This window comes from Halomonas sp. AOP13-D3-9, assembly GCF_052379125.1.
In the GTDB taxonomy this organism is placed as follows: Bacteria; Pseudomonadota; Gammaproteobacteria; order Pseudomonadales; family Halomonadaceae; genus Vreelandella.
Map to the genome: position 1 here is coordinate 38,936 of NZ_JBQSYH010000002.1, position 12,568 is coordinate 51,503.

10 protein-coding genes are annotated in these 12,568 nt (G+C 56.1%); 1 reads left to right on the plus strand and 9 read right to left on the minus strand.

What is annotated here, in order from left to right; translation table 11 throughout:
* Positions 1 to 115 precede the first annotated feature (115 nt).
* The 4 genes from glmM to rlmE all read right to left on the minus strand — a co-directional run bounded on the left by glmM (position 116) and on the right by rlmE (position 5,470).
* Complete coding sequence (gene glmM / locus ACT3UM_RS02150; RefSeq protein ID WP_144814268.1) at positions 116 to 1,465, minus strand: phosphoglucosamine mutase; 1,350 nt, start codon at positions 1,463 to 1,465, stop codon at positions 116 to 118.
* Positions 1,462 to 2,376, minus strand: coding sequence for a dihydropteroate synthase (gene folP, locus ACT3UM_RS02155; RefSeq protein ID WP_498895730.1), 915 nt, complete (start codon positions 2,374 to 2,376; stop codon positions 1,462 to 1,464). Before folP ends, glmM begins: the two co-directional genes overlap by 4 nt.
* A gap of 145 nt (positions 2,377 to 2,521) precedes the next feature.
* Positions 2,522 to 4,552, minus strand: coding sequence for an ATP-dependent zinc metalloprotease FtsH (gene ftsH, locus ACT3UM_RS02160; RefSeq protein WP_498895732.1), 2,031 nt, complete (start codon positions 4,550 to 4,552; stop codon positions 2,522 to 2,524).
* 270 nt (positions 4,553 to 4,822) lie between these two features.
* A complete protein-coding gene (gene rlmE, locus ACT3UM_RS02165; RefSeq protein ID WP_498895734.1) occupies positions 4,823 to 5,470 on the minus strand; it encodes a 23S rRNA (uridine(2552)-2'-O)-methyltransferase RlmE in 648 nt (215 codons plus the stop codon).
* A 114-nt stretch (positions 5,471 to 5,584) separates the two neighbouring features.
* On the opposite strand from rlmE, the gene yhbY reads away from it, so the two are divergent.
* Positions 5,585 to 5,911, plus strand: coding sequence for a ribosome assembly RNA-binding protein YhbY (gene yhbY, locus ACT3UM_RS02170; RefSeq protein ID WP_035582940.1), 327 nt, complete (start codon positions 5,585 to 5,587; stop codon positions 5,909 to 5,911).
* A 94-nt stretch (positions 5,912 to 6,005) separates the two neighbouring features.
* On the opposite strand, the gene greA is transcribed toward yhbY, so the two are convergent.
* From greA to ACT3UM_RS02195, 5 genes are all read right to left on the minus strand, one after another.
* A complete protein-coding gene (greA, locus tag ACT3UM_RS02175; RefSeq protein WP_498895736.1) occupies positions 6,006 to 6,482 on the minus strand; it encodes a transcription elongation factor GreA in 477 nt (158 codons plus the stop codon).
* Positions 6,479 to 9,709 (minus strand): carbamoyl-phosphate synthase large subunit, encoded by a 3,231-nt coding sequence (carB, locus tag ACT3UM_RS02180; protein ID WP_498895738.1) that lies wholly within the window; start codon positions 9,707 to 9,709, stop codon positions 6,479 to 6,481. Before carB ends, greA begins: the two co-directional genes overlap by 4 nt.
* Before the next feature lie 63 nt (positions 9,710 to 9,772).
* Entirely contained in the window at positions 9,773 to 10,918 is a 1,146-nt protein-coding gene (gene carA / locus ACT3UM_RS02185; RefSeq protein WP_498896225.1) for a glutamine-hydrolyzing carbamoyl-phosphate synthase small subunit, read from the minus strand.
* A gap of 378 nt (positions 10,919 to 11,296) precedes the next feature.
* Positions 11,297 to 12,103 (minus strand): 4-hydroxy-tetrahydrodipicolinate reductase, encoded by an 807-nt coding sequence (gene dapB / locus ACT3UM_RS02190; RefSeq protein WP_498895740.1) that lies wholly within the window; start codon positions 12,101 to 12,103, stop codon positions 11,297 to 11,299.
* Positions 12,104 to 12,183: 80 nt separating this feature from the next.
* On the minus strand, positions 12,184 to 12,465 hold the full coding sequence (locus ACT3UM_RS02195; protein ID WP_027958241.1) for a DUF2218 domain-containing protein: 282 nt from the start codon (positions 12,463 to 12,465) through the stop codon (positions 12,184 to 12,186).
* Positions 12,466 to 12,568: the final 103 nt, after the last annotated feature.

Sequence of the window (12,568 nt, forward strand, 5' to 3'; positions counted from 1 at the left end):
TATAGGAGCGGCCTTGTCAAGACAACCGCTGTTATAACCACAAGCTGGGTTTACTAAACCAGTTTGCTGAACCAGTTTGCTGAACCGGTTTGCTTTCCCGGTTAGTTGAACACATTTAATTAAGTAGCGCCTGAACCTGACTGGCCAAGCCACGCGCCAATTGATCGACATCTAAATGGGCGCGCCCTTCCACCATCACACGAATGAGCGGCTCAGTCCCTGATGGGCGTAGCAACACTCGGCCCTCATCCCCTAACTCATGCTCTAGCGCCGCTACCGCCTGCTGAAGTGGTGCAGATGCCATGACGTCTTTGGCGCGGGTATCGGCGGGCAAGCGCACATTGACCAGTGCCTGGGGCACTTTTTCCAGCTCTTTTAACAGTGTCGGCAGGCTCTTCTGCTCGCGCATCATCAAGGCCAACACCTGCAGCGCGGAAACGATCCCATCCCCCGTGGTCTGCACATGCCCACACACAATATGCCCAGACGACTCACCGCCCAGCTCCCAGCCATTGGCGGCCATGCGCTCCATCACAAAGCGGTCGCCCACTTTAGCGCGCTCAAAGGGAATCCCCAGCTTATCAAGCGCCATCGACAAGCCAAAGTTGGACATCAGCGTGCCCACTACGCCGCCTTGCAGCAACCCACGCTCGTGGCGATCGCGGGCAATCAGATAGAGAATATCGTCGCCGTCGACTTCGCGGCCATCGCCGTCTACCAGCAGCACGCGGTCACCATCGCCGTCAAAGGCGATTCCTAAATCAGCATTTTGCTGGATCACCGCAGCACGCAGCGCGGCGGGATGGGTTGAGCCCACCTGCTGGTTAATATTTAACCCATCCGGCGAGGCGCCAATGGTGGTAACGTCAGCTCCCAGCTCGCGAAACACGTTGGGTGCGATATGGTAAGTAGCGCCGTGAGCACAATCCAGCACGATTTTGAGCCCATGCAGGCTGAGCCGATCAGGCAGTGTCGATTTGCAAAACTCGATGTAACGGCCTGCAGCGTCATCAATACGGGTTGCTTTACCCAACTGGGCAGCTTCCGCGGTGGTCAGCGGCGCTTCTAGCATCGCTTCGATACGGTCTTCTGTCTCATCGGGGAGCTTCTTGCCCTCGGCAGAGAAAAACTTGATGCCGTTATCGTCAAACGGGTTATGCGATGCAGAGATGACAATTCCCGCGTCGGCACGGAAGGTGCGTGTTAAGTAGGCAATTCCCGGTGTGGGCATAGGCCCTAGCAGGGATACATCGACCCCCGCCGCGGAAAGCCCTGCCTCTAAGGCGGATTCAAACATATAGCCGGAAATCCGGGTATCTTTGCCGATCAGCACCCGCGTTCGCCCTTTATCCCGGCGCAGCACTTGACCCGCCGCCCAGCCCAGCTTGAGCATAAAATCAGCCGTAATGGGTGATTTACCCACTGTGCCGCGGATGCCATCCGTCCCGAAATAGCGTCTTGTCATGCGTCAAACTCCTTGTTTAGCGGCGGCTCGCAGCCTTCTTGTAGTACCGCCCACGCCATATTGACTGCATCAACCGTGGCAGCCACATCATGCACACGCAGAATATTCGCGCCACGCTCAACCGCCATGGCAGCAAGCGCTAAACCACCACAGAGGCGCTCCTCCACCGGACGGCCCAGCACCTTGCCAATCATGCTTTTGCGTGACATACCCACGAGCAAGGGAAGCTCCAGTGCTTGTAGCGTCTGCATATATTTGAGTAAGCGTAGATTGTGTTCAACGGTTTTGCCGAAGCCAAAGCCGGGGTCAATTAAGAGTCGATTGCGGCGCAGACCGGCCGCCTCGCACTCGGCCACCCGGCGCGCCAGATAGTCAGCCACCTCTTCTTCGATGGGGCGCTGATAGGCGGGCGATTGCTGCATATCCTGCGGCTCGCCCTGGCGATGCATCAAGCAGACAGGCAGACCACTGCCCACCGCAGCCAACAGCGCGCCTTCCCGTTCTAGGGCGCGCACATCGTTAATCATTCCAGCCCCCAGTTCACTCGCCTCGCGTATGACCGTCGGGCAGCTCGTGTCGACCGACACCAACGCGTCCAGCTCGCGTACCAGGACTTCCACCACCGGCGCCACTCGATCCAACTCTTCCTGGGGGCTGACCGGGGTAGCCCCCGGGCGGGTCGATTCGCCGCCCACGTCAATCATCGCCGCCCCTTCGGCCAGCATCCGTTCACCGTGGCGCAAAGCGTCATCCAATGCCACGTGCTGCCCACCATCGGAAAAAGAGTCCGGCGTCACATTGAGAATGCCCATCACCCGGGGAAAGGAGAGATCCAGCAGATGGCGCCCACAGCGCAGTTGGAAAGCATTGTCAGTGTTTTGCGTAGAGGACGTGTCCAGAATTGATTTCATGCTGCAGCCTGGTCAAGAAAAGAAACATTGCAGTGCTATATACATAGCATATCAAAAAAGGCGCCCCATGCTGGGGCGCCTTCGGCTCAAACGCTGGCGTAATTATTTAAGCCATTATTTCAGCATATAACTAGGACCTGCATAACTAAGGCCCTGCGGGGCCGCCCAGTGGATCTGAAGGGCGGCGACGCGGCTCGTCGTCATCCTCTTCACCATTGTCTCCAGAATCACCGCCTCCAGAAGCATCACCACCTGAAGCGTTGGAAGAAGCGTCGTCTTCGGCCTTCACCTGGGGCTTGTCATCGTTGACAGGCGTACCGCCACCGGATGAGTCACCGTCGTCCCAGCCTTCCGGTGGGCGTGGATCACGGCCTTCCATGATGTCCTTCAACTGAGTGGCGTCAATGGTCTCGTACTTCATCAGCGCTTCGGCCATGGCATCGAGCTTATCGCGATTATCGGTCAGGATCTGGCGCGCCTGCTCGTAGCAATCGTCAATAATTTTGCGCACTTCTTTATCAAGGCGCGTGGTGGTATCGCCTGACTTCATCTTGCCGCCACCCTGGCCTGGGCCGCCGAGGAACTGATGCGACTCATCCTCGTCGTACATGATCGGCCCCATCTCGTCCGACAAGCCCCACTTGGCGACCATATTGTGGGCCAGTTCAGTCGCACGCTTAATGTCGTTGGAGGCACCCGTCGTCACGCCGTTCGGGCCTAGCGTCATCTCTTCGGCAATACGGCCACCAAACAGCGAGCAGATTTGCCCCAGAATTTGCTGACGAGAGAGGCTGTAACGATCCTCCTCCGGCAGGAACATAGTGACACCCAGCGCACGACCACGCGGGATAATTGTTACCTTGTAAACCGGGTCATGAGAAGGCACGACCAAACCGATAATGGCGTGACCCGACTCATGGTAAGCGGTATTGAGCTTCTCTTTGTCGGTCATGACCATCGATTTGCGCTCAGCGCCCATCATGATCTTGTCCTTAGCGAGCTCAAGCTCTTCCATGCTGACCAGGCGCTTATTACGACGGGCTGCAAACAATGCCGATTCGTTAACCAGATTGGCCAAATCAGCACCGGAGAAGCCTGGCGTACCGCGCGCAATCAACTGCGGCTTAACGTCATCCGCCAGCGGCACCTTACGCAGGTGAACGCCTAAGATGTGCTCACGACCGCGAATATCGGGTAAACCAACGGTGACTTGACGGTCAAAACGACCTGGACGCATTAACGCAGGGTCGAGTACGTCAGGGCGGTTGGTCGCGGCGATAACAATGACGCCTTCGTTGGCTTCAAAGCCGTCCATCTCGACCAGCAGTTGGTTCAACGTCTGCTCGCGCTCGTCATTACCGCCACCCATGCCAGCACCGCGTGAGCGGCCTACCGCATCGATTTCGTCGATAAAGATAATGCACGGCGCCTGCTTCTTGGCCTGCTCGAACATGTCGCGCACACGGGATGCACCGACACCGACAAACATTTCAACGAAATCAGAACCTGAAATCGAGAAGAACGGCACTTTAGCTTCGCCCGCAATCGACTTGGCCAACAGCGTTTTACCGGTACCCGGCGGACCCACCATCAAGACGCCGCGGGGAATAGTGCCACCCAAGCGCTGGAATTTGGTCGGGTCACGCAAGAAGTCGACCAACTCTTCGACTTCTTCTTTAGCCTCATCACAGCCCGCCACGTCGGCAAAGGTTGTTTTGATTTGGTCTTGAGAGAGTAACTTGGCCTTCGATTTACCAAAGCTCATCGGGCCGCCCTTACCACCACCGGCTCCGCCCTGCATTTGGCGCATGAAGAACATGAAGATGCCCAAAATCAGCAGAATCGGGAAGCTGGCGATCAGTAACCGCGTCCAGATACTTTGCTGCTCTGGCGCTTTACCCACCACAGTCACGTCATTGCTCAACAGGTCGTCCATCAGCTTCGGATCTTCCGCCGAGGGGCGGATCGTCTGAAACTGAGAGCCATCCGTACGCTCACCCGTGATGGTGTAGCCATCAATGGTCACGCTACGCACCTGTTGATTTTGCACCTGCTGCACAAACTGGGAATAGTTTGTGTTTTGCGGTGCACTTTCGGTACTGAAATTGTTGAACACTGTCAGTAGGACGGCCGCGATGACCAACCACAGAATCAGGTTCTTCGCCATATCGTTCAAGGGGCTACCCTCATTACAAGAATCTGTCAGTTAAAGCCTGCTGCTTAATAATTCCTTTTACTAGGACATTACATCAGCATCAAGCGTTCAACCATTGCCAAAGCGTCTTATGCCTCGGGCCATCTGTGTCACGCGCACTTATGGCGACTAATGTGACACACGTTGCGCTTGCCTGTCTGGCAATCGCGCTGATAAATCTAGGCTATGAACCACGCGGTCACTATCTAACCACACGGACGTTCTATGTCGCGAATAGCTATTTTTGAATAACTATCCACGAAACCCCTCTGCCAGAAAATAGACTTCACGGGAGCGTGCCCGCGAGGCATCCGGCTTACGAGTCACCACTTTGCTAAAGCTGCCACGCAACTCTTTCAAGTAGGCGTCAAACCCTTCCCCCTGGAATACTTTAGCTAAAAATCGACCACCAGGTGACAACGTTTCGCGCGCGAGTTCTAACGCAAGCTCCACTAAATACATCGCCTGAGGCTGATCAATCGCCGCCATACCACTCATATTGGGGGCCATATCCGACATCACAAGGTCTACACGGCGATTATCCAAGCGTTGCAGTATCGCCTCTAGCACCGCCTCCTCAGTGAAATCACCTTGAATAAAGTCCACACCTGCTAGCGCATCCATCTCCAGGATGTCAGAGGCAATCACCACCCCTTCAGGCCCGACCCTCTCCGCAGCGATTTGACTCCACCCGCCAGGCGCTGCGCCCAGATCAATCACCGTCATACCCGGACGCAGCAGTTTATCCTTTTCATCCAACTCGATCAGCTTATAGCTGGCGCGGGAGCGGTAGCCATCTTGCCAGCTCTGCTTCACGTACTGGTCGTCGAAATGCTCCTTCTTCCAGTTATTGCTGGTCTTGCTGACGGAATGTTTGCGATTTGGGGGCTTTTGCTGCATGTAGGAATCTAACACTGGAATAAGAGATGGGCGCATTCACGCGATCGCTTTCACTCGGTGTCGTTTCACCGTAAGATGGAGCGTTAAGCGCTAACCGGGATACCGCAAGATACCATGAGCTTGTCACAGGCACAAAAGAAAGCATTTCGCAGCATTGGCCACCATCTTAATCCAGTGGTCACCGTTTCTGAGAACGGCGTCTCCGAAAATTTGCTCGCAGAACTTAACCGCGCACTCACCGATCACGAACTGATCAAAGTGAAACTCGCCCTTCCTGAGCGCGATGATCGCGCTGCCATCATCGCCGAACTGGTTGCCAACAGCCGTGCCGACCTGGTGCAAACCATTGGCAAAATGGCTCTACTGTACCGCAGAAACCCAAAGGTGAACCCGAAGCTTTCTAATGTTACCCGCTTTGAGAACCACCACGGCCGGTATTAACCGCTCGATGTAACGCACTTTTTGACCGTACGCTGCTGCACTAAAACGCCCCTTCAACCGACCTAATGCAGGTCAATTGAAGGGGCGTTTTTTATCACACGTACTCGACGCTACCTATTTCGTACTCGACGTCACCACCGGGGGTTTTGACCACCACGATATCACCCTCTTCTTTGCCAATTAAGGCACGGGCAATGGGGGAGGTAACCGAGATTCGCCCGGCTTTGATATCTGCTTCGTCTTCCCCGACGATGCGATACGTCACTTCTGCATCGTTTTCCAGGTTTATCAGCGACACAGTGACACCAAAAATCACTTTGCCGGTTTTCGGCAACTTAGTGACATCAATCACCTGCGCGACGGAGAGTTTGCCTTCGATCTCCTGAATACGCCCTTCGATAAACCCTTGCTGCTCGCGAGCGGCGTGATACTCGGCATTCTCCTTTAGATCGCCGTGCTCACGCGCTTCGGCGATGGCCGCGATCACCTGCGGACGCGCTTCGCCTTTGAGATGGTTCAACTCTTCGCGAAGACTTTTTTCTCCCGCAACCGTCATCGGGACCTTGTTCATTGACTTGCTCCTGCATGCAGATCCTGAAGGCGCCGCACCGTAATCTCCCTACCGTACTCAAGCGCCATGCAAACAGCATTAGCGCCCGCCAAGGTGGTCGCATAGGGCACCTTGCGCGCGAGAGCAGTACGGCGAATGACCGAAGAGTCGTTGATAGCCTGACGACCTTCAGTAGTGTTCACAATGTAGGCGATTTCGTCGTTCTTAAGCAGATCGACGATATGGGGACGGCCTTCGTAGACTTTATTGACGCGCTCCACAGCGAGCCCGGCAGCTTCCAAAGCAGCTGCTGTTCCCTGTGTTGCACATAGCGTAAAGCCCAATGTTAACAGAGAACGACCCACTTCGATAATCCCCGCCTTGTCCGGCTCGCGCACAGACAGGAATGCTTTACGCTCGCCGGTCAGCGCTGGAATCGCCTCGCCTGCACCCAACTGGGCCTTGAAGAAGGCTTCTGCAAAGGTGTCGCCAGAGCCCATCACTTCGCCGGTCGACTTCATTTCCGGCGAGAGAATCGGGTCAACTCCCTGGAATTTATTGAACGGGAACACCGCCTCTTTAACACTATAGAAGTGCGGCACGATTTCCTTCTCAAAGCCCTGTTCAGCCAGGGTTTTACCGGCCATGCAGCGCGCCGCAATCTGCGCCAGCGAGGTACCAATGCACTTGGACACAAAAGGCACGGTACGCGAGGCGCGCGGATTGACCTCAATGACGTAGATCTCGCCATCCTGCCAGGCAAGCTGCACGTTCATTAGGCCTTTAACGCCCAGCTCAACGGCCATCTGCTTAACCTGATGGCGCATTTCGTCCTGCACATCAGCAGGCAGCGAGTAAGGCGGCAGCGCACAGGCGGAGTCACCGGAGTGAACGCCCGCTTGCTCGACGTGCTGCATGATGCCGCCGATCACCACCTGCTGACCATCAGACACCGCATCGATATCGATCTCGATCGCGGCACTTAAGAAGTGATCCAGCAGCACCGGCGAGTCGTTGGAGACTTTCACCGCGTGGGTCATGTAGTTTTCAAGCTCAGAGGCGTCGTAGACGATCTCCATAGCCCGGCCACCCAGCACGTAGCTGGGGCGCACTACCAGCGGATAGCCAATCGCCTCGGCTTTATCAAAGGCTTCAGCAAAGCTACGCGCCGTGGCATTGGGCGGCTGCTTCAAGCCCAGCTTGTCGATCATCACCTGGAAGCGCTCACGGTCTTCGGCGCGGTCGATGGCATCCGGCGTGGTGCCAATAATCGGCACACCAGCCGCCTCTAGCTCACGGGCCAGTTTCAGCGGCGTCTGGCCACCGAACTGAACGATCACGCCCACCGGCTTCTCTTTGTCAGCGATTTCGAGCACGTCTTCCAGCGTTACCGGCTCAAAGTAGAGGCGATCAGAGGTGTCGTAGTCGGTAGAAACCGTTTCCGGGTTGCAGTTGACCATGATGGTTTCATAGCCGTCGTCGTGCATGGCGAAGGCGGCGTGAACACAGCAGTAGTCAAACTCGATGCCCTGGCCGATACGGTTGGGGCCACCGCCCAGCACCATAATTTTCTGGCGGTCAGAAACATCCGCCTCGCACTCCTCTTCATAGGTGGAGTACATATAGGCGGTATCAGAAGCGAACTCCGCGGCACAGGTATCAACACGCTTATAAACCGGGCGAATACCAGCGGCCTGGCGGGTTTCACGGAACGCTTTTTCACTGACGCTAAGCAGTTTGGCCAAGCGCGCATCGCCAAAGCCTTTGCGCTTGAGCTGATAGATCTCACGGGCAGAGAAGTCGGGCAATGAGCGCTTGGCGACGGCGTTTTCCGTCAGCACTAAATCTTCCAGTTGAACCAGGAACCAAGGATCAATATTGGTTAGCGCAAACACCTCATCAACGCTCATGCCCGAACGCATGGCATCAGCGATGTAGAAAATACGCTCGGCGCCCGCAGCCTGGAGCTCACCCTGGATAATCGCCATATTGTCTGGCGTGAAATCGGTAATGATCGGATCGAGACCATCGTTACCGGTTTCCAGGCCGCGCAGGGCTTTCTGAAGCGACTCTTGGAAGGTACGGCCAATGGCCATCACCTCGCCCACCGACTTCATCTGTGTGGTCAGACGGTCGTTGGCTTGGGGGAATTTCTCGAAGGTGAAGCGTGGAATCTTGGTGACCACGTAATCGATAGACGGCTCGAACGACGCTGGGGTACGCCCACCGGTAATATCGTTCTGCAGCTCATCCAGGGTATAGCCCACCGCCAGCTTGGCGGCAATTTTAGCGATCGGAAAACCAGTCGCCTTGGAGGCCAGCGCCGAGGAGCGAGATACCCGCGGGTTCATCTCAATCACCACCAAACGACCGGTCTTCGGGTCCATACCGAACTGGACGTTGGAGCCACCGGTTTCTACGCCAATCTCGCGCAGTACCGCGAGGCTGGCGTCACGCATGATCTGATACTCTTTATCGGTCAGCGTTTGCGCCGGGGCCACGGTGATAGAGTCACCGGTGTGCACACCCATGGGATCAAAGTTCTCAATCGCACAGACGATGATGCAGTTGTCGTTTTTATCGCGCACAACCTCCATCTCGTACTCTTTCCAACCCAGCAGCGACTCGTCGATGAGCAGTTCGTGGTTGTTAGAGAGCTCAAATCCGCGGGTACAGATCTCTTCAAACTCTTCCTTGTTGTACGCCACACCGCCGCCGGAGCCGCCCATGGTGTAGGAAGGACGAATAATGGTCGGGAAGCCCAGCTCAGCCTGGATCTCCCAAGCCTCATCCATGGTGTGCGCCACTTTCGCTTTCGGGCATTCCAAACCAATACGCTTCATGGCCTGATCGAACAGGTCGCGGTCTTCGGCCATGTTAATCGCATCGGCGTTAGCACCGATCATCTCCACGCCGTACTTCTCCAGCACGCCGTGCTTTTCAAGCTCAAGGGCGCAGTTCAGCGCCGTCTGGCCGCCCATCGTCGGCAGGATCGCGTCGGGGCGCTCGGCTTCGATGATCTTCTCCACCGTCTGCCAGGTAATCGGCTCGATGTAGGTGGCATCGGCCATGGCCGGGTCGGTCATGATGGTGGCGGGGTTGGAGTTAACCAACACAACCCGGTAACCCTCCTCGCGCAGCGCTTTACACGCCTGGGCGCCGGAGTAGTCAAATTCGCAGGCCTGGCCGATCACGATCGGACCAGCGCCAATGATCAAAATAGTGTTGATGTCGGTACGCTTAGGCATAACGGTTCCCGCAAAAAATGGTGACGATGAGCGACAAAAGACGGCGATACAGGGCTGAGCGCGTTAGCGACGCGTCTGCATCATTGCAACAAAGCGATCAAACAGCGGCGCCACATCACGCGGGCCGGGGCTCGCTTCCGGGTGGCCCTGAAAGCTAAACGCCGGTCGGTCGGTGAGCTCGATTCCTTGCAAAGTGCCGTCGAACAGCGAGCGGTGCGTGGCACGAACGTTGGCCGGCAACGTTGCCTCATCTGCCGCAAAGCCGTGGTTCTGGCTGGTGATCATCACCGTGCCGGTATCCAGATCCTGCACTGGGTGGTTGGCACCGTGGTGGCCGTGGCTCATTTTGACCGTCTTCGCACCGGAAGCGAGCGCCAGCAGTTGATGGCCCAAGCAGATACCGAATACCGGAGTATCGGTTTTCAGCACCTCTTGAATCGCCTTGATGGCGTAGTCACAGGGCTCTGGGTCGCCAGGGCCGTTGGCCAGGAAAACGCCATCCGGGTTCATCGCCAGCACCTCAGCAGCAGGCGTTTGCGCGGGCACCACCGTCAAACGGCAGCCGCGCGCGGCCAGCATGCGCAGAATGTTGAACTTCACCCCGTAGTCGTACGCCACCACGTGGTAGGGGCGCTCACTTTTAGACGCATCTGCATAGCCTTCACCTAGCGTCCATTCGCCTTCCGACCACTCGTAGGACTCCTTACACGACACCTCTTTGGCCAGATCCATCCCCTTCAGGCCTGGAAAAGCCTTGGCGGTTTCCAGCGCCCGCGCTACCGCATCGTCGCCCTCGGCATCAGCGCCCGCCAAAATCGCCCCGTTCTGCGCACCTTTGTCACGCAAAATACGCGTCAGGCGGCGGGTGTCGATATCGGCAATGCCCAGTACGTTCTGGCTTTTCAGGTAGTCCGACAGCGACTGCTCAGAGCGGAAGCTGCTGGCCATTAACGGTAGATCACGAATCACCAAACCCGCGGCGGCAATCGAAGCTGATTCGACGTCCTCGGCGTTAACGCCGGTATTGCCGATATGGGGATAAGTGAGGGTCACGATTTGGCGGGTGTAGGAGGGGTCAGTCAGGATTTCTTGATAACCGGTCATGGCCGTATTGAATACCACCTCGCCGCTGGTTAATCCGTCCGCGCCAATGGCGATGCCGTGGAACACACTGCCATCTTCCAGGGCCAGTATTGCGGGTTTGCTCAATGCGGGGTTATTCAAAACAAGTCCTCCCATGCTGGTGGGAGCCTGTGGGGCGCAGGCTCAGCAATTTCTTGATTAATCCACGGCGCTCATTAGTGAAGCTATCATCAAAACGAGGGCCGTAAAAAAGCGGGATGAAGCCGATAAAAAATCGGTTTCATCCCGCTTGTTGTTCGATGCCCTTCAAAGCCACACGCTAAACATCAAAAATGTTAGTGGGCTCGGGGGCAGGCTTTGGGCTGGCCAACGCAACAAGCGCGCCGTCTAAGGTCTGTAAGTCAGAGCTTCTAAGCCACCCGGCCAAAATTTTTGAAATGTTACAGGAATTCTTGGCCTAAGACTACCCCTTAATGACCGGGCTGTTCTAGCATGAGTGATCGCTTAATCCAGACCCAACACATCCTGCATATCGTAACGGCCGCTCTCTTTACCCGCGACCCAACGCGCCGCGCGTACAGCACCTTTGGCAAAGGTCATGCGGCTGGAGGCTTTATGGGTGATTTCGATGCGCTCGCCTTCGGTGGCAAACATCACCGTGTGTTCGCCGACGATATCCCCCGCACGCACGGTGGCAAAACCGATCTCTTTATCGCTGCGCGGGCCGCACTGCCCTACTCGTTCGAACACGCCGTGCTCTTTCAGGTTACGGCCCAGGCTATCGGCGATGACTTCGCCCATTTTGATCGCGGTGCCGGAAGGCGCATCAACCTTATGGCGGTGGTGGGACTCGATCACTTCAATATCGTAGCCTTCATCGCCCAACGCTTTGGCAGCGGTTTCAAGCAGCTTCAGGGTTAAATTAACCCCGACGCTCATATTGGGCGCGAACACCATGGCCACCTTATCGCGGTAGCTATCAAGCTGGGCCAGCTCATCATCGCTCATACCGGTGGTGCCAATCACAATACGCTTACCGTGCTCGGCGCAGAACGCCAGATTACCCAGCGTGACCTGCGGAGCAGTGAAGTCGATCAACACATCAAAGTCATCGACAATCGACGCCAGGGAATCTACTGCGACAACGCCGCGCTTACCCACCCCGGCAAGTTCGCCAATGTCAGCGCCCGATAAGGAGCTGCCTGGCTCCACAATTCCACCAGCTAGCGTCGCCTCAGCCTCTTGCTCTACAGCATTTACCAACGTCCGGCCCATGCGGCCAGCCACGCCTACAATGGCAATTCGGGTCATGCGAACTCCTGCGCTCTGCGTTTCGGTGCATAAGATTTATGTTTTCAAAATCAGCGCGATTATAGCAGACCCGTCGTGGTCTAGTTTTCCCAAACAATCGCCAGCTCTTCATCACCGGCCATACGCATAAGGTGGCGCTCGACTACCCCCTCCAATTCATCCAGATGCTCCTCTTCGAGGGTTTCCAGGGCTACTACCAATTTATCCGATTCAGCAACCATTAAGCAGGTGCCGGTGGCAAAGGTAATGGTAGCTTGCTGATCACTCTGCTCGACCTCCAACTTATGCGCCCAGTGTTTGCACAGTCGATTGATTAAACGCTCGGCGGAAGGCGTGGCGATTTCAACACGAGATAAAGGCATAGCGGCCTCTCCATAAATGTAAGTACTTGCTAACTAAAAAAGCTACAACAACACAATGCCGTTTAGAGCCCAATACGTGAAGCCGTCGCCGAAGAATAAATGG

What these genes read in the sequence shown, in the direction of transcription:
- glmM (WP_144814268.1), bottom strand. Translation starts at nt 1,465, where the DNA reads ATGACAAGACGCTATTTCGGGACGGATGGCATCCGCGGCACAGTGGGT.
- folP (WP_498895730.1), bottom strand. Translation starts at nt 2,376, where the DNA reads ATGAAATCAATTCTGGACACGTCCTCTACGCAAAACACTGACAATGCT.
- rlmE (WP_498895734.1), bottom strand. Translation starts at nt 5,470, where the DNA reads ATGCAGCAAAAGCCCCCAAATCGCAAACATTCCGTCAGCAAGACCAGC.
- yhbY (WP_035582940.1), top strand. Translation starts at nt 5,585, where the DNA reads ATGAGCTTGTCACAGGCACAAAAGAAAGCATTTCGCAGCATTGGCCAC.
- greA (WP_498895736.1), bottom strand. Translation starts at nt 6,482, where the DNA reads ATGAACAAGGTCCCGATGACGGTTGCGGGAGAAAAAAGTCTTCGCGAA.
- carB (WP_498895738.1), bottom strand. Translation starts at nt 9,709, where the DNA reads ATGCCTAAGCGTACCGACATCAACACTATTTTGATCATTGGCGCTGGT.
- dapB (WP_498895740.1), bottom strand. Translation starts at nt 12,103, where the DNA reads ATGACCCGAATTGCCATTGTAGGCGTGGCTGGCCGCATGGGCCGGACG.
- ACT3UM_RS02195 (WP_027958241.1), bottom strand. Translation starts at nt 12,465, where the DNA reads ATGCCTTTATCTCGTGTTGAAATCGCCACGCCTTCCGCCGAGCGTTTA.